This is a genomic window from Parathalassolituus penaei (assembly GCF_026626885.1).
GTDB lineage: Bacteria > Pseudomonadota > Gammaproteobacteria > Pseudomonadales > Oceanobacteraceae > Oceanobacter > Oceanobacter penaei.
The window spans coordinates 143,925-162,642 of sequence record NZ_JAPNOA010000018.1 but is presented as its reverse complement, the minus strand read 5'-3'; the positions used below and the strand labels follow the sequence as shown (position 1 = coordinate 162,642).

17 protein-coding genes are annotated in these 18,718 nt (G+C 58.3%); 8 read left to right on the top strand and 9 right to left on the bottom strand.

Annotated elements, in window-relative coordinates:
• The first annotated feature begins 7 nt into the window (after positions 1–7).
• Both OUO13_RS05395 and OUO13_RS05390 read left to right on the top strand, forming a co-directional pair.
• Positions 8–2,371 (top strand): fatty acid cis/trans isomerase, encoded by a 2,364-nt coding sequence (locus OUO13_RS05395; RefSeq protein ID WP_283172834.1) that lies wholly within the window; start codon positions 8–10, stop codon positions 2,369–2,371.
• 168 nt (positions 2,372–2,539) lie between these two features.
• Complete coding sequence (locus OUO13_RS05390) at positions 2,540–3,826, top strand: hypothetical protein (RefSeq protein WP_283172833.1); 1,287 nt, start codon at positions 2,540–2,542, stop codon at positions 3,824–3,826.
• Positions 3,827–3,915: 89 nt separating this feature from the next.
• Here OUO13_RS05390 and OUO13_RS05385 read toward each other — a convergent pair whose 3' ends face one another.
• The 4 genes from OUO13_RS05385 to OUO13_RS05370 all read right to left on the bottom strand — a co-directional run bounded on the left by OUO13_RS05385 (position 3,916) and on the right by OUO13_RS05370 (position 9,260).
• Positions 3,916–4,896, bottom strand: coding sequence for an MBL fold metallo-hydrolase (locus OUO13_RS05385; RefSeq protein ID WP_283172832.1), 981 nt, complete (start codon positions 4,894–4,896; stop codon positions 3,916–3,918).
• A gap of 1,297 nt (positions 4,897–6,193) precedes the next feature.
• The gene (locus OUO13_RS05380) at positions 6,194–7,144 is read right to left on the bottom strand and encodes a sugar ABC transporter substrate-binding protein (RefSeq protein WP_283172831.1); all 951 of its coding nucleotides are present in this window, start codon (positions 7,142–7,144) and stop codon (positions 6,194–6,196) included.
• A 113-nt stretch (positions 7,145–7,257) separates the two neighbouring features.
• A complete protein-coding gene (locus OUO13_RS05375) occupies positions 7,258–8,199 on the bottom strand; it encodes a sugar phosphate isomerase/epimerase family protein (protein ID WP_283172830.1) in 942 nt (313 codons plus the stop codon).
• 53 nt (positions 8,200–8,252) lie between these two features.
• Positions 8,253–9,260, bottom strand: a complete 1,008-nt coding sequence (locus OUO13_RS05370) for a Gfo/Idh/MocA family oxidoreductase (protein ID WP_283172829.1) — start codon at positions 9,258–9,260, stop codon at positions 8,253–8,255.
• 380 nt (positions 9,261–9,640) lie between these two features.
• Between OUO13_RS05370 and OUO13_RS05365 the strand changes: the two genes are divergently transcribed.
• The 6 genes from OUO13_RS05365 to OUO13_RS05340 all read left to right on the top strand — a co-directional run bounded on the left by OUO13_RS05365 (position 9,641) and on the right by OUO13_RS05340 (position 15,233).
• Positions 9,641–10,705 carry a LacI family DNA-binding transcriptional regulator gene (locus OUO13_RS05365; protein ID WP_283172828.1) on the top strand — a complete coding sequence of 355 codons (1,065 nt, stop codon included), beginning with the start codon at positions 9,641–9,643 and terminating at the stop codon, positions 10,703–10,705.
• 2 nt (positions 10,706–10,707) lie between these two features.
• Complete coding sequence (locus OUO13_RS05360) at positions 10,708–11,514, top strand: AraC family transcriptional regulator (protein ID WP_283172827.1); 807 nt, start codon at positions 10,708–10,710, stop codon at positions 11,512–11,514.
• A gap of 228 nt (positions 11,515–11,742) precedes the next feature.
• On the top strand, positions 11,743–12,825 hold the full coding sequence (locus tag OUO13_RS05355; RefSeq protein ID WP_283172826.1) for a fatty acid desaturase family protein: 1,083 nt from the start codon (positions 11,743–11,745) through the stop codon (positions 12,823–12,825).
• A gap of 29 nt (positions 12,826–12,854) precedes the next feature.
• Complete coding sequence (locus OUO13_RS05350; RefSeq protein ID WP_283172825.1) at positions 12,855–13,169, top strand: MocE family 2Fe-2S type ferredoxin; 315 nt, start codon at positions 12,855–12,857, stop codon at positions 13,167–13,169.
• A gap of 10 nt (positions 13,170–13,179) precedes the next feature.
• Positions 13,180–14,400: an NAD(P)/FAD-dependent oxidoreductase gene (locus OUO13_RS05345; RefSeq protein WP_283172824.1), complete on the top strand. Its 1,221-nt coding sequence runs from the start codon at positions 13,180–13,182 to the stop codon at positions 14,398–14,400.
• 5 nt (positions 14,401–14,405) lie between these two features.
• Positions 14,406–15,233 (top strand): sugar phosphate isomerase/epimerase family protein, encoded by an 828-nt coding sequence (locus tag OUO13_RS05340; RefSeq protein WP_283172823.1) that lies wholly within the window; start codon positions 14,406–14,408, stop codon positions 15,231–15,233.
• Positions 15,234–15,637: 404 nt separating this feature from the next.
• On the opposite strand, the gene OUO13_RS05335 is transcribed toward OUO13_RS05340, so the two are convergent.
• The 5 genes from OUO13_RS05335 to OUO13_RS05315 all read right to left on the bottom strand — a co-directional run bounded on the left by OUO13_RS05335 (position 15,638) and on the right by OUO13_RS05315 (position 18,713).
• Positions 15,638–16,123, bottom strand: coding sequence for an AraC family transcriptional regulator (locus OUO13_RS05335; RefSeq protein ID WP_283172822.1), 486 nt, complete (start codon positions 16,121–16,123; stop codon positions 15,638–15,640).
• Positions 16,124–16,152: 29 nt separating this feature from the next.
• On the bottom strand, positions 16,153–16,563 hold the full coding sequence (locus tag OUO13_RS05330; RefSeq protein WP_283172821.1) for an SRPBCC domain-containing protein: 411 nt from the start codon (positions 16,561–16,563) through the stop codon (positions 16,153–16,155).
• Between the two features lie 141 nt (positions 16,564–16,704).
• A complete protein-coding gene (locus OUO13_RS05325) occupies positions 16,705–17,220 on the bottom strand; it encodes a HugZ family pyridoxamine 5'-phosphate oxidase (RefSeq protein ID WP_283172820.1) in 516 nt (171 codons plus the stop codon).
• 13 nt (positions 17,221–17,233) lie between these two features.
• Positions 17,234–18,205 carry a prolyl aminopeptidase gene (gene pip / locus OUO13_RS05320; protein WP_283172819.1) on the bottom strand — a complete coding sequence of 324 codons (972 nt, stop codon included), beginning with the start codon at positions 18,203–18,205 and terminating at the stop codon, positions 17,234–17,236.
• 85 nt (positions 18,206–18,290) lie between these two features.
• A complete protein-coding gene (locus tag OUO13_RS05315) occupies positions 18,291–18,713 on the bottom strand; it encodes a hypothetical protein (protein ID WP_283172818.1) in 423 nt (140 codons plus the stop codon).
• Positions 18,714–18,718 lie beyond the last annotated feature (5 nt).

Genomic DNA, 18,718 nt, shown 5'->3' with positions numbered 1-18,718 from the left:
TAACCCCATGTTTGTACGCCTGAAACCGGCAACCCTTGTCTGGATCGCCTGCCTGCTGATCAGCGGCTGTGCGGTTTATGCAACCCAGCAATTTGATGACATCTACGGCCAACCCGAACCGGGCACCCGACAGGTCAGTTACCAGAGTGTTGAAGGCCGTTTTTATAATCAGGAAGTCAAACCGGTTCTGGAAAGTCGTTGCGTGGCCTGTCATGCCTGTTACGACGCTCCCTGCCAGCTCAAGCTGACCGCCCCGGAAGGGATCGACCGCGGTATCAACAAAGACCCCGTATACAACGGCACCCGTCTGCTGGCCGCCGAACCGTCCCGGCTCTTTATTGATGCCCACAACACCGATGAATGGCGTGCCAAAGGCTTCAGCCCGGTATTAAACGAACGCCGTCATACCCAGTTGGGCAATCTCAACGCCAGCCTGATGTTCCGGGCTATTTCCCTGCGTCGCCAGCAGGGTGACTTTACCGACAAGATTCTGCCCGCCAGTTACGACTTCAGCCTCGATCGCAACCAGCAGTGCCCCACTATCGAAACCTATGACCAGTTTGCGACCAACTATCCGGGCTGGGGGATGCCCTACGGCCTGCCAGCCCTGAACCAGAAAGAATACAGCACGCTCGCGCAATGGATTCAGCGCGGTGCCCTGATGCCAACCACGCCGCCCCTGAGCGAAGAACTGCAGCAGCTGGTGATGCTGTGGGAGCACCGTTTCAACGGCGACGATATCAAGTCACAGCTGGTGAATCGTTATATTTACGAACACATCTATCTGTACAGCCTGAATCTGGGTCTCGACCATAACATCCGCTTCCGGCTGGTACGCTCACGCACACCGCCTGGCCAGCCAATCGACGTTATTCCCGACCGTCGCCCGTATGACTCTCCGGGGGTAACACGTCCCTGGTATCGCCTGATGGAAGATCGTGAGTCGCGCATCGCCAAGACCCATATTCCGCTCTCACTCGACGAGTCACGCTGGAAACTCTGGTCCGGGCTTTTTTACGAGCCAGCCTATGAGGTCAGCAAACTGCCGGGCTACGACGTCGAAAGTGCGTCCAATCCGTTCCAGACCTTTCACGAACTGCCTGCCAACAGCCGTTACCGCTTCCTGCTGGAGCATTCGCTGGAAACCATCATGGCCTTTATCAAAGGCCCGGTATGCCATGGTCAGGTGGCCGTAAACGTCATCAACGAACAGTTCTGGGTCTATTTTGTGAACCCGGATCTCACCTACGGCAGCGAAGCCTCGCAGTTCCTCGAAAAACAGGTGCGTAACCTCGACCTCCCCGCCCGTGAAAGCAGCAATGCCCTGCCACTCAGTTCGTGGGTTGAGTTTTCCGAACAGCAAAAAGACTACCTGCACGCCAAGTCGAAACTGATCAACCGCGAATTGGCCAGCAGCCGTATCCGTCTGGATGAACACCTGCTCTGGAACGGTGACGGCACCAATCCGAATGCCGCCCTGACCGTCATGCGCCACTTCGACAACGCCGCCGTGGTGCAGGGCCTGGTGGGTCAATATCCGAAAACCGCCTGGTTAATCGACTACCCGCTGCTGGAGCGTATCCATTATTTGCTGGTGGCCGGTTTTGATGTGTATGGCAACGTCGGCCACCAGCTGGTGACCCGCCTGTATATGGACTTCCTGCGGATGGAAGGTGAAATGAACTTCCTGTTGCTGTTACCAAAACAGCAGCGCGATGACATCCGCGATTACTGGTATCGCAACGCCAGCACCGACATCAAGGATTACATTTTCTCCGACCTGATCCATCTGGATGTGGAAACCGCGATTCCGTATCACACCGCTCACCACCAACAGGAGCTGTTTGATCGCCTGAGTGAATATCTGCAGCCGGTGCTAAACCACGAACGTGAGTTACACCGCAGCCCTCTGCCGGTCAAAAGCCAGCACGACCTTGAACCACTGGCCAATGCCCGTGGTGCTGCCCTGCAGTATTTGCCAGAGCTGTCGTTGTTGCTGGTGACCGATAACGAGCAACCGCTGGAAGTGCTGAGCCTGGTGCATAACCGTGGCCACGCCAATATTTCCAGCCTGTTCGGTGAAGCCGACAACCTGATTCCGGCAGAAGACTCCATCACCCTTGGCCGCGGGACACTGGGCGATTACCCCAACGTCATCCTCAAGGCCGACCGCAAAGACCTGCCGGAACTGGTGACCGCCATTGTCAGTATGACCAGCGAAGCGGATTACAGCCGCCTGCTAGACCGCTTTGGCGTGCGCCGTACCAATCCGGATTTCTGGGCGGCGAGTGATGCCATTGCCGATATAAACCGTCGTCACTTCCCAATCAGCAGTGGCATTCTCGACTACAACCGCCTCGAAAATCGCTGATCAGCAGCGCCGCTCTGACCGCTGGCAAAGCAAAGGCCGTGCCAGTGGTCGTGCGATTATCCCCCGTGGTTACGGGATAACACCTCCCTTGTCCGGACGCTTAGGCTGTCTGCACAACAACACCCGAGCACCTGAGCACAGGTGCCGGTGATAACAAGGGAAGTGATCATGAACAAACGAATGCTGGCACTGTTGCTGGTGGCCGCCACCAGTACCCTCACCGCCTGCGGCGGCAATTCATCGGACGGTAATAACGCCTCCAACAACTCTGGATCGGAAACAGACACCGGAGACGACACCGGCACCGATACGGGAACAGATACGGGCACTGACACAGGTACAGATGACGGCACCGATACTGGCACGGATGACGGCACTGAAACCCTGACCTGTGATACCAGCCGTTTTGCAGAGGACGCCATTGTACGGGTGCCTACCTCGGACGAACTGGAGACCTGGGCAAAAACCTGGACCGGCGAACAAGGCAGTTACAACGACGCTGGCGACTTCACCAGCACCGGAAGTTTCAGCTTCGCCTCAACCGCGGCTGGCACCATTGTGTTGAACACCAGTGTCTACAACCCGGAATCCATTTGTATCGAACCCGATGCCGACCCGGTCATGATGTATCTGCACTTTGACGAAGCGCATCTCGACCTGTTTGCCGACGGCCAGTTCTCCGGTGAGTCCCCGGCGGACGCCAGCATCAGTATTCGCAATCTGACCGCAGAAGATGACAGCACCAGCAGCGATGAATACCCGTCGACGGGGGCACTGGGCACACTCAGCATCAGTGGCAATCCAGCGGGCATCAGCAGCGTACCGGCTACCTTCGCTCCGGCGACCAGCAGCAAGGAAGGGCTTTACCAGATCTGGCGAGTCAGTGCTGGCAGCAACAGCTGGGCTCTGTCTCTGAGTGGTTATTCGATTGGATCGGTCGCCAACTTTGGTACCTGGCAAGGCACCAACGTTGCCAACAAATTGCCGGGGCTGGGCGTCAGTGTGGACCTCGCTGCCGGTGAATGGGAGTTCACCAACGTCAGCCTGAATGCTCTGCCGGGAAGCTCCGGCACCATGACCCTCAACGGCACCCTGCACAGCACCCCTGTGACGGGCGAAGCGGTAGAAATTTCCGGAACCGGCACCGTGCGGGCCGGCAGCGGATTTGACAGTGACACCCTGGCCGTTACCCAACCCAACAGTGTTTACACCCGCTACACCTGGACCAGCAGCAACGGCATGACCCTCTACTTTGACCAACCCGGGCAAGCCGGTTTCGGGCAGGTGGTCAGCTTCGTCAGCTGGCTTGGCAACACCTGGTACCTCACCAATCCGGGCAGCAATATCACCGTCAACGAAACCGATCACACCATCAGCTTTAACGACCTCGTGGTGCCAGGCTTCAGTGGTGAAACCACCAGCCTGACCCTCAACGGGACCTTGTCCCTGCAATAGGCCCTCGCCAAACGTCATTGCCAGAAATCGGACTTCGTGACCTGCCGCCCCCGCAGCAGGTCACGAAGACCGGCTGCGGTTGCAGCGGATCAGCCCGCCGCTTTTTCCTGACGCTGCAACCACACCTCAAGCCCCTGGGCATTCAGATCGGCATCGGTCGCCAGCCACTGACGCACAAACGATTCACGTACCGGGATCTGCCGCGCCTGCACCTGCTGCAAGAACCAGTTCATCAACGCATCGCGCATACGGCCATGACGCCCCTCGGACTGACCACGCTCAGCATTCGCAATCGCCACAAACGCATCCAGCGACGCCAGCAACTGCTGCAGATTATCGGCATCGGCGTTCACCGGCCCAAAGTGCGTCAGATACACCTGCTCAGGCTGCAACGCCGCAATACGCTCAATACTGGCGCGCATGGCCTGCGGATCAAAATGCACCGGCGTAGTGGTTACAAACAGGAAAACGCGGCCATCATCGGTATCAAACTGGCGGTACGACAAGCCAAAAGTATCACCAGAAAACACCGACTGACTGGCGCTGTCGTGAATGCAGAAATGGTGTAACGCATGGCCCGGCGTATCGAGAAAAGTCAGGGTACGGCCATTAAAATCGAGGGTGAAGTTATCCGGCGCCACCGTCACCTTGTCTTCCGGCACCGGCACCAGGCTGCCGTACAGCTTGCGATACAGCGCCTCGCCATACACCGCCAGCGTACCCGCCTCCAGCTTTTCCGGATTGATCATATGCCCCGCGCCACGCGGATGAATCACCAGCCGCGCATTCGGACATTGCGCAATCAGCGCCCCGGCACCGGCCGCATGATCCAGGTGGATATGGGTCGGAATCACATAATCCAGATGCTCGGGAGTCAACCCCAACGCCGCAATCGCCGCCAGCACATGCGGCACCGTATTGGCCGTACCGGTTTCAATCAACGCCAACCGGTCACCCTCACGCAGCAGATACACACAGGCCACACCGGGCAGAACGTAATCAGCATCAATCCGGAAAATACCGTGCGGAAACTCCCTGACCTCACCGGCCTGGATACGGAAATCAGACATCGGGCACATGCTCCTGCAAAATGGGAAACTCAACGAGACTACCCCGCCCGCCATCCCACCGCCACCGCACTTTGGCCGTAGGGCGTTTGATGTCGGGCGTCGGGCGTCGGGCGTCGGGCGTCGGACGTCGGGCGCGATTTTTGTGGGCATAAATGCCCACACTACAACAGAGCATCAATTTGAAACGATTTCACCCAGCGCAGCTGGCCGCAGAATGCCCATCTGGGCGAGCCTGGATTCACCGCAACGGCCGACCCGGCCGGGGCATGGATGCCCCGCCAGACCCGTTGGCACAGGGACGTGCCATCGGGTCGGGGTCGAAACGCCGTTGTCGGTGAAAACCGGATAAATGAGCCCAGCAGGGCTAAGCAGGGGGACGGCCGCCCGGCCGGGGGACAAGGTCCCCCAGGCAGGGCAAGCAGCTTTGCGCCAGACGCCAGACGTCGATCAAGTAAAAACAGCAGCATTCCCACGTGGGAACGTGGGAACGAGAAATCCATCAACATCGCAAATAACCGCCACGCCATCACAACCAACGGCAGTTCCTACAAAAAATACAGCATCCCCCAGCGTAGCTGGCCGCAGAATGCCCATCTGGGCGAGCCGGGATTCACCGCAACGGCCGACCCGGCCGGGGCATGGATGCCCCGCAAGGCCCGTTGGCACAGGGACGTGCCATCGGGTCGGGGTCGAAACGCCGTTGTCGGTGAAAACCGGGTAAACGAGCCCAGTCGGGCAAAAGCAGGGGGACGGCCGCCCGGCCGGGGGACAAGGTCCCCCAGGCAGGGCAAGCGGCGTTGCGCCAGACGCCAGATCCGATCGCGGCCCGGCCAGACGCCAGACGCCAGACGCCAGACGCCAGACGCCAGACGCCAGACGAACAGTATCAATCAACACCGGCTTCACCCAGCGTAGCTGGCCGCAGAATGCCCATCTGGGCGAGCCGGGATTCACCGCAACGGCCGCCCCGGCCGGGGCATGGATGCCCCGCCAGACCCGCTGGCACAGGGACGTGCCATCGGGTCGGGGTCGAAACGCCGTTGTCGGTGAAAACCGGGTAAACGAGCCCAGTCGGGCAAAAGCAGGGGGACGGCCGCCCGGCCGGGGGACAAGGTCCCCCAGGCAGGGCAAGCGGCGTTGCGCCAGACGCCGATCAAGTAAAAACCGCAGCATTCCCACGTGGGAACGAGAAGGACGCCAGCCGTCGGCCCAAAATAAAAAAACCGGGCAGCCAGCCCGGTAAGAGGATAAATGCCTGCCAGGGCACTACTCGTCAAACATTGGCATCAAACCGCTATCAGTTGCGCTTGATGTACTTGTCCATATTGGCCGGGGTCACCAGTTCAAACGGCACCCACACCTTCTGATCCACATCCACACCTTTCACCAGCTTCACCGCCGCTTCCACCGCCTGACGGCCTTGCGCCGCAGCGTTCTGGAATACAGTCACGTCCAGATCACCGGCTTGCATGGCAGTCAGGGCGTCAGCGGTGGCGTCGATACCGGCAATCACGACAGAATCCATCTTGCGACCATCAGCCTTCAGCGCCTGAATCGCACCAATCGCCATCTCGTCGTTGTTGGCGATGATGGCATCGAACTCCAGACCAGCCGTCAGCCAGTTGGTCATCAGGTCGTTACCCTTGGTGCGCATGAAGTCAGCGGTCTGCTCTTCAACAATCTTCATGCCTTTGCACTCAGGACGTTCCAGCACCTTGTGAATGTCAGCGGTACGTTGAACGGCGGCGTTGTCACCCAGTGTACCCATCATCACCAGCACATCACCCTTGCCACCCAGCAGACGGCAGACTTCCTGGGTTTGCAGGGTGCCGGATTCGTCTTCGTTGGATGCCACAAACGCCTGGTTATCCGGCAGGGAGTCAACGTTGATCGGGCGACGGCCTACGAATACCAGCGGAATACCGGCATCCTTGGCATAGTCGGTCATGGCGCGAGTGGAGTCAGAATCGACGGTATCCACAATGATGGCGTCCACACCGGCGGCGATAAAATTCTGGATCTGGTTCAGCTGGGTGCCAATCTCGTTCTTGGCGTCTTCCACCTGGAAGTCCACACCCTGATCACGAGCAGACTGCTCGATGCTGTTGCGTAGGACCGACAGGAAGTTATCGTCGAAGCTGAACAGGGTGACGCCCAGCTTGATCTTGTCGGCGGCATGCACCGGTGCAGCCAGTACACAGCCCGCGCTGATTACGGCGGCCATCAGGGTTTTGCTAAATGCTTTCATCTTGGTGTCCTCGTTTTCTTATTATTCATGAACAAGCCATTGACCCTACCGGGCTTGTACGGTGCTGGTGATAAAGCCGTAGCGGCCAGGGCCGACCGCTACGGCCAGATCCATCAGAGACTGATGGATTGTTTCAGAGCGGCGATCGAGGTCTTGATACCGGCTTCCACCGACATGGTCAGGTCTTCCATTTCCAGCGATACATGATCGTTGTAGCCCATCATGCGAACGACCGAGAAAAATTCTTTCCACCACTGCAGGTCCTGACCACAACCAACGGCCACGTAGTTCCAGGCGCGGTTGGCAACATCGGTCACCACCTTGGTTTCGAGCAGACCGTTTACATCCACCAGACCACGCTCCAGACGAACGTCCTTGCCGTGTACATGGTGAATCGCCGGGCCCAGAGCACGAGCGGCAGCAATCGGATCAGCCCCCATCCAGATCAGGTGGCTCGGGTCGAGGTTCAGACCCACCATTGGGCCTACGGCATCACGCAGACGGAACAGGGTTTCCGGGTTCCAGACCAGCATGGAGCTGAAGTTTTCCAGCGCAATCTTTTGCACGCCGTGTTTCTCGGCATGGGCCACCAGCTCTTTCCAGAACGGGATGGCCACGTCGTTCCATTGGTAGTCCAGACGCTCTTTCAGCGAAGCTGGCCAGCTGACGGTATAGGTAATCCAGTTCGGCACGGTATCACCCGGTGCTGCCGCTGGCAGACCACTCATCATCACAATCTTTTTCACGCCCAGCAGACCCGCCAGTTCCATGGTGTCGAAGGCGGCCTTGGCGTGGGCCTTGCCCATCGCGCCCGGGTCCAGCGGGTTGCCGGAGACGTTAAGGGCGGCAATCTGCATGCCGCGGATTTCCAGTTCGTTCAGGAAAACACTGCGGGCTTCCGAGCTGGCCAGCAGTTGGTCCATCCGCACGTGGGGTGCCGACGACCAGCCGCCAGTGGTCATTTCAACGTAGTGAACATCCATGGCCTTGAGGTAATCCAGCATCTCGGTGTAGCTCAGATGCCCCAGGCTGTCGGTACAAAAAGACAGTTTCATAACAGCGTTACGCTCCGCAAACAGTGTGAATCAGAAATTCCGTACGAATCGGCTCAGGCATAAAAAGCCGGGGTTTCTGGCAGGCTGATCGCTTCGATCAGGCCGGAATACTTGGCTTTCACACAGGCATCGGCCGTTACTGCCACCACATAACCATCCCACGCGCTCGGGCCGTTCATCTCACCCTTGAGGGTGTCGTTGATCCAGCACTGGAACTCACGATCGAAGGCGTCGACAAAACGCTCCTGCCAATCAACGATAATGGCCGACTGCTCTGTGGCTGCGGTTTGCAGAGTCACACTGATCGGCTGCGCCAGATGGGCGATACCGGTTTCACCGGTCACCTGACAACGAATGTCATAGCCATACTGGGCGTTCACAAAACTCTCGATGCTGATATGCACCCCGGAACGGGTACGCAGCTGGATCACATGTGGATCTTGCAGCTGCTCATCACACAGAGAGGTCTTGCGTGGCAGGATCACCTGGGCAGACACGTAGTCATCGGCCAGCAACCAGCGCAACACATCAAACTCGTGCACACAGGAATCGGTAATCGCCATGTCACCGGCAAACCCCGGCGCAGCCGGTGCACGGTGAGCACAGTTCAGGGTCAGTGGCGCACCAATGCGATTGTTCACAATCACATCCTTGAGCTGGCGATAGGCCAGGTCGTAACGGCGCATAAAACCAACCTGTACCAGCTTGCGACCGGCGGCCATTTCGGCTTCCACAATCGCCTTGCAACCACCAGCGGTCACCGCCAGAGGTTTTTCACAGAACACCGGTTTGCCAGCGGCAATGGCGGCCAGCACAAATTCTTCGTGGGTCGGGCCCCAGGAGGCCACAATCACCGCATCCACTGAATCGCTGCGAATCAGATCAACACCGCTGGTAAACACTTCAGCGTTGATGCCGAAATCCTGCACCGCTTTTTCCGCCAGCGAGCGGCTCACATCGTTAACGGCGACAATCGCCGCACCGGTCAGGCGGTTGGTAATGCGTTCGATGTGAACGCGGCCGATGGCTCCGGTGCCAATTACACCCACACGCAAACTCATGATGGTTGCCTCGATCTATCAAGCTATCAAAATATCAGGACATCAGAGGCATTCGGCTGGCAGAGGTCATAACAAACATCAGGGATTCAGTTTGCCGATGTATCAACATCGGTCACACTTGCCGCGAAGACTGGCATATCACTGTTTTTGTTATTATTTTGCGCAACAGAAACCATCCGCTGTTCTGGACTGTTGGTCTGTTAGTGGCCATTCTAGAAGCAGAAAATGGCATCCAACAATTGCCCACGACCGCTTTCAATCAAAACTTTCAGTGGCCCGATTTGATAAAAATGATAGAACCTATCAAACCATCAACAACCTAAACCCGTGTTTTCAAGAACCCCCACCCGGGCAACCCAAGCATCCCGACAGGAGCCAATATGAGTGACCAGCCAGACCACCCGGCCGATGATTCCGGCGCCAGTAAACGTGTCACCATGCAGGATGTCGCCGAACTGGCGGGTGTTGGTGTTGCCACCGTCGACCGGGTCGTTAACCAGCGGGCACCAGTACGTCAGGACACCGCCCGACGAGTGCTGGCAGCAGCGGAACAACTGGGGTTCCGGGCCACACGGGTGATTCGTAACAACCTCGAAACCCGGGAACCACCACGCCAGCTGGGCTTTCTGTTGCAGAAGAAAAGCACCCTGTTCTACCGGTTACTGGGTCAGGCCCTGAAAGAAGCCTGCAGCCGTTATCCGCATGTCAGCGCCCAGATTCTGTTCCTCGATGAGCTGGGCCCACGGGCCGTCACGCAGGGCATCAGCCGCCTGACTGAACAGTGTGATGCCATCGCGGTGGTCGCCGCCGACCATCCGGTGGTGAATCTGGCGCTGGAGCAGTCTCCGGTGCCAGTGATCACCCTGCTTAGTGAACTGTCGTCACCTGCGCAGGCCGGGCATGTGGGGCTGGATAATCGTTCGGCCGGACGCACCGCGGCCTGGATGCTGACCCGCCTTAGCGGACGTCCCGGCAAGGTCGGCATTGTGATGGGCAGCCATCGTTATCTGTGTCAGGAGCTGTGTGAGGTGAGTTTCCGCTCCTACTGCCGCGAAAACGCTGCGGATATCCGGCTGGTGGAAGCCGTGGTCAGCCTTGAAGACGCCAGCCTGGCCGAAGAAGCGACGCTGGAGCTGTTAACTGCCAACCCGGATATCACCGGGATTTACTGCGCAGGTGGTGGCGTCAGCGGGGTGATTCAGGCGCTGCGCGATAGCGGTCGGCGCGACGTGATTACCGTCTGTAATGAGCTGACCGATGAAACCCGCGATGCCCTGATTGAAGGCTGGATTGACTGCGTTATCTCCCACCCGCGGCCACGGCTGGCGCAATCGGCGGTGGACCTGATGCTGGAGCTGAGCAACCAGCAAACCCCGGCGCGCTCGCGGGTCATTCTGCCGTTTGAGCTCTACACCGCTGAAAACCTGTGGTCGGAGGCGGAGTAATCATGCAGACCGACCAGTTTTTACCCGATCTGCGCCGGGTGTTTTTTGGCATCGTCAAATACCCACCGGGTGGCAAGCTGGGGCCACGCATCCAGCGCGGCATCCAGTTTGTGTATCTGATTTCCGGTGGCCTGGAGATTGAGGTCGACGGCATTCGCACCGCCATCAAACCGGGAAATCTGGCGCTGATGCTGCCGGAGCGCCAGGAGTCCTATTACTTTCATCCCGATCAGGAAAGTGAACACAGCTGGTGCCAGCTCGACTTCCAGCAGCTGCCACAGGAGTGGGTGGAACACCTGCAAACCCTGCCGATCCAGCTCACCGTTACCCCGGAAATGGAACAGCTGCTCGAACTGGGGCTGATGATTTCGGCCAATACCCGTATCGATCAGCAGGTCGTTCTGAAGCGTCTGGGCGAAGCCCTGCTGCAGTTTTATCTGGCTATCCAGCAAGTGCCGGAAGACGACCGCCCCGATGGCATTCCACGCAGCGTGCACCGTGCCTGCCGCTTTATGGCGCGTTTTTACAGCCAGCCACTGACCCTCGAACAGATCGCCGAACAGGCTCACTGCTCGGTCAATCATCTGATCAACCAGTTCAACCGCAGTTACCAGACCACCCCCATGCGTTATTTGTGGCGGCTGCGAATCAAGCAGGCAGAAAGCCTGCTGCGCCATACCGAGCTGGCCATCAACCTCATTGCCGAACAATGCGGATTCGCCACCGCCTTTCACTTCTCACGGCAGTTCAAGGCCTGTCATGGTTTGTCGCCCAAAGCCTTCCGGGAAACCTTCCGCAAGCGCCCGTAACAAACTATCCGATTGTGATTATGGATATGTTTTGATTAAAACCCGCCATGTTTCCCGGCATGGCGTTCACGTACATTTTCTCCATCCAGCCTGCAGTTCTTTTACCTTCCGGTGATTCAGGGATTGTCTCTGAAGGGCTTTCGGCTGGCCAAATTCCACAATAACAATAATTCCAGACATGGATTCAGAGTATCTCTGGATGTCTGGATCGGAACATTGGAGAACAAGATGAGTTCATTCGGAACCCGGCGCGACTATTCCCTCACCGGCGCCTCTACCCCCCATGCCCATGCGGCTGGCCTGGTGTCGGCTAACTGGTATCAGACCGATATTCCCCGCAAAACCATGAAAGCGCTGATGACCCGCCGTGATGCACCGGCCATTCGCGATACCCTGTTGTGGCTGGCCTTGCTGGTACTGTTTGCCGGGCTGGGTTACCTGAGCTGGGGCACTCTATGGGCCATTCCCTGCTTTGTTGCGTATGGCGTGTTGTACGGTTCAGCCTCCGACTCCCGCTGGCACGAATGCAGCCACGGCACCGCGTTCAAAACCCGCTGGATGAACGATGCCGTTTACCAGATCGCCAGCTTTATGGTGTTCCGTGAATCCCACGTCTGGAAATGGAGCCACGCCCGTCATCACACCGACACCATCGTGGTCGGGCGTGATTATGAAATCATGGCCAAACGCCCGGTACAGATTGCCCGCCTGATCGCCGGTCTGTTCGGTATTCCACAAACCTGGGGCACGCTCAAAAGCCTGCTGCAGCACGCCGGTGGTGATCTCAACTCCGAAGAACGCAACTTTATTCCGCTGACCGAACAGACCAAAGTGATCCGTTATGCCCGCCAGACGCTGCTGGTACACGCCGCCATTATTGCGCTGGCGCTACATCTGCAATCGTTTTATCTGGTGATGGTGATTGGCGTGCTGCCGAGTATGTACGGTGTCTGGATAGCCTTTATTTTTGGTCTGACGCAACACGCCGGTCTGCCAGAGAACGTGCTCGACCATCGCCTGAACTGCCGCACCATTCTGATGAACCCGGTATTCCGGTTTATCTACTCCAACATGAATTACCACACCGAACACCACATGTTCCCGATGGTGCCGTACCACGCCCTGCCACAACTGCATGAACTGATGAAAGCCGAATTACCGGTGGTGTACCCGAGCACCTTCAGTGCCATCCGCGAAATGCTGCCGGCCCTGCTGATCCAGACCGACAACCCGGAATACGACATCCAGCGGGAATTGCCACAACGCAGCGCAACCGATCACCAGCCAGCCCAACATCCCCAAACCGCCTGATCATTAACAATAAAAACGAGGAACTCCTTATGGCCAACTGGATTGAAGTCTGCTCTCTCGACGAGATCGACCCTGAAGACGTAATGCGTTTTGACCACAACCAGCACAGCTGGGCCATTTATCGCTGCCCGAACGGTGAGGTATACGCCACCAGCGGCCACTGCACCCACGAACGCATCCATCTGGCCGACGGCCTGGTGATGGACGACATCATCGAATGCCCGAAACATAACGGCCGTTTCAACTACAAAACCGGCAAGGCCCAGGGTGCACCGGTGTGTGAACACCTGAAAACCTGGCCAACCCGGGTCGAAAACGGCCTGATATTCCTCAACGTCGAATAAGGAGACCGCCATGTACGGAATCCTGATTATCGGCGCCGGAGAAGCCGGTGTGCAGGCCGCTCTGACCCTGCGCCAGCAGGGTTATCAGGGCCAGATCACCCTGCTCGGTGACGAAAGTGGCCGCCCATACGAACGCCCACCGCTGTCGAAACAATGCCTGCTCGACGGCAGCGATGCCCCACTGATCAGTGGTAGCCAGCAGCTGGAAGCCCTGAACATTCAGTACCGCAACGGCCAACGAGTAGTGGCCATTCACCGCAACCAACAGCAGGTCGAACTGGCCAGTGGTGAACAGCTACCTTACGAACGCCTGTTATTGGCGACCGGAGCACAGGCCCGCACACTCACCATCGAAGGCATGCCCGCCGAGCAGGTGTTAACCCTGCGCAGCCGTGGCGATGCCGAACGCATTCGCCAACGAGCCAGGCCCGGTCAGAACGTGGTGATGATTGGTGCCGGTTTTATTGGCCTCGAACTGGCCGCCAGCCTGCGCACCCTGGGTCTTGAGGTTACCGTGCTGGAAAGTGCCGAACGCATCCTGCAACGCGCCGTGCCCGCCAGTATTGCCAGCCTGATTGCCGCCGAACACCAGCAACAGGGCGTCGAAATTCGTTGCCAAAGCAGCGTTGAATACGCCAGCAGCACCGATTATGGCTACCAGCTTCATCTGCTTAACGGCGAGCGGATTAACGCCGACTGGGTGCTGGCTGGCATCGGCTCGGTGCCCAACACCCACCTGGCACAGGACGCGGGCTTGAACGTAGATAACGGTATACAGGTGGATCATTGCCTGCGCACCAGCGACCCGATGATTTTTGCCGCCGGTGACTGCGCCCGCTTCCCGCTGGACTTATACAACACCGAGGTACGGCTGGAATCCTGGCGCTGCGCCCGCGAACAGGGCGAAATCGCCGCTCTTAACATGCTCGGCGCCAACACCATTTACAACGTCGCCCCGTGGTTCTGGTCCGATCAATATCAACTGGGATTACAAATGGTGGGCCTGCCTATCGGTGTTACACAGGAGGTTATCCGCGACTTCAACGGCAGCCGTCTGGTGTTTTTGCTCAACGCCCACCAACAACTGGTGGCCGCCTGTGGTGTTGGTCCCGGCAATACCGTGGCCCGCGATATCAAGATCGCCGAACGCCTGATCAATCAGGGTTTACATCCATCCGCCGAACAGCTGGCCGATACCAGCATCAGCCTCAAAAGCCTGCTGAAAGGATAAACATCATGAAACTACTGGTTTTACAGTCGATGTGGGCGATGGAAAACATCCTGCCCGATGGCACTACATTACCCATGCCAGAAGCCATACAGCGCATCGCCGATCATGGTTTTGATGGCATCACCGACCATATGATCGAGCGCCGCAAAGTGCAGGCCATCATGAGCGAACTCAAACCTCTGGGCCTGACCATGGAAGGCCAGTGTTTTCCCACCAGCATTGATGCCCTCAAACCTACCATTGAGCTGGCGGCCGAGTTTGGCTGCCATCACGTCACCATTCAGCCGGACGTGCGCACCCGCAACCTGCGCGAAGCCATGCGGATTATCGAAGGTTGGCAGAAACTGGCTGAACAGATCGACGTTCCGGTGCTGATCGAAACCCACCGTTACCGCCTGACCAACGACCTGCTGTTTACCCTCGAAATCCTCGACGCCATGCCCAACCTGCAACTGCTGGGCGACCTGTCACATTACGTCGCCGGCCACGAGATTCCGCTCGATGAAGGCGCAGCCGTTGAAATCGCCCAGCTGCAACGCATCATGCGCAACTGCCAGGCCTACCACGGCCGCATCGCCGACCGCGAACACGTACAAATCCCCATCAGCTTCGCCCAGCACCAACCCTGGGTAGAAGCCTTCCAATCACTGTGGCACTACGGCTTTACCGACTGGAAACACCGCCACCAGCAAGGCGACACCCTCTCATTCACCTGCGAACTCGGCACCCGCCCCTACGCCATCACCGGCCACAACGGACTCGACATCACCGACCGCTGGCAGGAATCACTGCAACTGAAAGCGCTGGCCGAGAAAATCTGGGCCAACGTGTGAGGTAGGGGGGCGGGCGTCGGGTGTCGGGAGCGCAGCATTCATCAACACCGCGAATAACCGCCACGCCATCGCGGACAACGGCTCTCCCCTACAAGACAATGCAGTTTTCGCCCACCGAAGGTGGCTGCCAATTGCCCATCTGGGCGAGCCGGGATTCACCGCAACGGCCGACCCGGCCGGGGCATGGATGCCCCGCAAGGCCCGTTGGCACAGGGACGTGCCATCTGGCCGGGGTCGAAACGCCGTTGTCGGTGAAAACCGGATAAACGAGCCCAGCAGGGCTAAGCAGGGGGACGGCCGCCCGGCCGGGGGACAAGGTCCCCCAGGCAGGGCAAGCAGCCTGGCAAATTAACAAGCAGACCAGCCGTCGGTCGTCGGTCGTCGGTCATGAATGCCCCGCCCACTCAGGCGTTCACCACCGGCACACAAACCTCACATTCAAACTCACCGCTTTCCGGGTCAAAAAATGCACCTTGCCGGTAATACTCAAATGCCGGACGCTCATCCATGCGCCAGCCACTGGCTGGCAACCAGTCCTGCATCAACCACAGCCAGACATCCAACAACTGCGGTAACGAACCCCGAAATGCCACCACCGCGTACAGACCAGCAGCCACCATCGAGTGCGAGGCAACCCCGGCCGGGCCGGGCAAGTTCGCAAAATCCTCGGTCAGCTCTGCCATGGCATCGTAGCGACAGGCCTTGGCGGGCGTGGTTTGCGGATTATCCCAGGCGATGCCATAACGGGCATGATCGGCACCGAGACGATTGGCCATCGCCCACGGAGCGTACGTCTCCTGCCAAAAACGCTGGATGCTGGCACCGTAAGGGCCGGTATGGCGGAAACCGGCGACGGCTACCGCCGGACGCTCAACTACATCAACTTTCATATCAAACTCCCGGGCGTGGCGCCGCGTGATCAGCTTTTGGCCGCGACATAACGGGCAAAATTATCCAGAATCGCCTGCCAACCCTGCCGTTGCAGCTCCAGCGGATTCTCGTCTTCCGGATCAAAACTCACGCGCACAACCACAGCTGCCGCCTCCTGAGCTTCAAAATCCACCCGCACATGACGATCCCAGCAGTGATACTCAATTAACGTCATCGGCTCGACCACGCTGTAGGTACCAGTAAAGTCAAAACCGACACTGCCATCGCGCGCTTCCATACGGGCACAAAACTCGCCCCCCACTCGCAAATCAACGGTGGCCCAACGGGTGCACCAGTCATCCGAGGCCGAGTTCCAGTTCACGATGTCAGCCGGGGTGGTGTAAGCGGACCACACATCTGCCAGTGGAGCATCTACCTGGGCGGATACCACGATTTTCATATTCGACAACTCCTGTCAGAGGGATAGAAAGAAAGGAAAGCGCAAACAGGTTACAGGGGATTGATACAAGCTGCCGGACTGCGACCAGCGGGTGTGTCAGCAGATAGCTGTGCCACACCCGCAGCAGGAACAACAATCGGCTCAGCGGGTTTGCCAGGTCACCTGACGCAGCCCCTCACCCTCCAGTTTCCAGGCTTTGGCAAAGCCGGTCACCAGCGTACCGCTGAGCGGTGTGATTTCGAACAGACAGAAGTCTGGCAACTGGCGGATCAGGCCGATGGTTTCACCGAACTGCGCTGCCATGGCATCCAGACGCTGCTGCCACTCTCCACATTCGCGCTCGATCAATCGCGCACGGCCTTGCACCGTGGCGCGCTGGCGGGCAAACAGGTTACGCGCCTGTTCTTCCGGTTCGATAAACAGCAGACAGAGATTGGCGTTTTCGCCTGGGCTTTCGAGACTGCCCAACAGGTTACGGGTATGGGCCGCCAGCCGGGAGACATAAATGTAAAAACAGCCATCCTGTTGTAGCACCGGCGCGTAACTGGCCTCAGGAACGGCGTCACCGCCCACCGTGGCCAGCACGGCCGAGCGGAATCCACCAATAAAACTCTGAAACCCGGCAATCACCGTCTGGTCATCGGGTTGTTCAGCCATAAAAACCTCCTGATTATTCCTGACCAGCAAAGGCGTCGGTGGCGCGAATCAGGCAATCGAGAATGCCCGGTTCGGTCATGGAGTGGCCTGCGGCCTCAACAATAAACAGCTCGGCCTCTGGCCAGGCCTTGGCCAGATTCCAGGCATATTTGAGCGGGCACGGCATATCAAAACGACCATGCACAATCACACCGGGAATCCCTTTCAGCTTGAAGGCATCGCGCTGCAACTGGCCTTCGTCCATCCAGCCCTTGTTCACAAAGAAGTGGTTTTCGATGCGGGCAAACGCCAGTGCAAACTGGTCTCCACCAAAGTCATCCACCAGCGCCGGATCTGGCAACAGGGTGACGGTGCCACCTTCCCACTGGCTCCAGGCTTTGGCACAGGCCAGTTTTTCGGCCTCGTTGTTACCCGTCAGACGACGGTGATACGCCATCATCATGTCGCCACGTTCGGCTTCCGGAATCGGCGCCTGGAATTTCTCGAATTTTTCCGGATGCATTTCCGATACGCCGTACTGGTAGTACCAGTCCAACTCGGCCTGGGTCAGGGTATAGATGCCGCGCAGCACCAGTTCACTCACCCGCTGCGGATGGGTTTCGGCATAGGCCAGCGCCAGCGTCGAACCCCAGCTGCCACCGAATACCAGCCACTGGTCGATGCCACAGAGTTCACGCAAACGCTCGATATCGGCCACCAGATCCCAGGTGGTGTTGGCGTCCAGACAGGCATGCGGGGTAGAACGGCCACAACCGCGCTGATCAAACAACAGAACGTCATATCGGGCCGGATCAAACACCCGTCGATGGTTGGCGTTGCAGCCACCCCCCGGACCACCGTGCAGGAACACTGCCGGTTTGGCACCCGGGGTCCCTACCCGCTCCCAGTAAATCTGATGGCCATCGCCAACATCCAGCATACCGGACGCATAAGGCTCGATCGGTGGGTAATAACTACGCAGGTTTGAAGAAGAATCAGCAGTCACAACGGCTTCCCTGAAATCAGAACAGACCCGCCAAGACTACTCCTGCCGACGATGATTGCGAACCACCGTCGGCAGTGGGCCGGGGTTATTCGCAGTCCCAGTAGCCCTGGAACATCTCGCGCGGGGCATCCGCCTGTGTGTCACACCCTTCCACACAGACATAACGGAATTCGTCATCTTCGTCTTCACAACGTCCCTTCACCCGTTCCGCCCGATAACGAGTACCGGCCAGAGGCGCCGGGGCATCGGCCGCACAATGGAACTCACGGGCATTGGCACCCTTGCTCTCGAACTCACAGGCGATATTTTCCGAGGCCGTAACGATGCTGCGGCCCCCGGTCGTTGACGGCGTTTCACGCTCAAAGCGGTAGGGCTTGCTATCGAATTCGATGTAAAAGATTTCGTTGTTCTGGTTGTTGCCAACAATCGGGGTTACACCATTGGCAGACACCAGCGATGACAGCCCGAGCAGACCAACGGCCCCCAGCAGACAAACGTGTTTGATCATAATCA

Coding starts and splice junctions, on each gene's coding strand:
- OUO13_RS05385 (WP_283172832.1), bottom strand. CDS start 4,896: ATGTCTGATTTCCGTATCCAGGCCGGTGAGGTCAGGGAGTTTCCGCAC.
- OUO13_RS05345 (WP_283172824.1), top strand. CDS start 13,180: ATGTACGGAATCCTGATTATCGGCGCCGGAGAAGCCGGTGTGCAGGCC.
- OUO13_RS05340 (WP_283172823.1), top strand. CDS start 14,406: ATGAAACTACTGGTTTTACAGTCGATGTGGGCGATGGAAAACATCCTG.
- OUO13_RS05390 (WP_283172833.1), top strand. CDS start 2,540: ATGAACAAACGAATGCTGGCACTGTTGCTGGTGGCCGCCACCAGTACC.
- OUO13_RS05315 (WP_283172818.1), bottom strand. CDS start 18,713: ATGATCAAACACGTTTGTCTGCTGGGGGCCGTTGGTCTGCTCGGGCTG.
- OUO13_RS05325 (WP_283172820.1), bottom strand. CDS start 17,220: ATGGCTGAACAACCCGATGACCAGACGGTGATTGCCGGGTTTCAGAGT.
- OUO13_RS05335 (WP_283172822.1), bottom strand. CDS start 16,123: ATGAAAGTTGATGTAGTTGAGCGTCCGGCGGTAGCCGTCGCCGGTTTC.
- OUO13_RS05395 (WP_283172834.1), top strand. CDS start 8: ATGTTTGTACGCCTGAAACCGGCAACCCTTGTCTGGATCGCCTGCCTG.
- OUO13_RS05370 (WP_283172829.1), bottom strand. CDS start 9,260: ATGAGTTTGCGTGTGGGTGTAATTGGCACCGGAGCCATCGGCCGCGTT.
- OUO13_RS05350 (WP_283172825.1), top strand. CDS start 12,855: ATGGCCAACTGGATTGAAGTCTGCTCTCTCGACGAGATCGACCCTGAA.
- OUO13_RS05355 (WP_283172826.1), top strand. CDS start 11,743: ATGAGTTCATTCGGAACCCGGCGCGACTATTCCCTCACCGGCGCCTCT.
- OUO13_RS05360 (WP_283172827.1), top strand. CDS start 10,708: ATGCAGACCGACCAGTTTTTACCCGATCTGCGCCGGGTGTTTTTTGGC.
- OUO13_RS05365 (WP_283172828.1), top strand. CDS start 9,641: ATGAGTGACCAGCCAGACCACCCGGCCGATGATTCCGGCGCCAGTAAA.
- OUO13_RS05330 (WP_283172821.1), bottom strand. CDS start 16,563: ATGAAAATCGTGGTATCCGCCCAGGTAGATGCTCCACTGGCAGATGTG.
- OUO13_RS05375 (WP_283172830.1), bottom strand. CDS start 8,199: ATGAAACTGTCTTTTTGTACCGACAGCCTGGGGCATCTGAGCTACACC.
- OUO13_RS05380 (WP_283172831.1), bottom strand. CDS start 7,144: ATGAAAGCATTTAGCAAAACCCTGATGGCCGCCGTAATCAGCGCGGGC.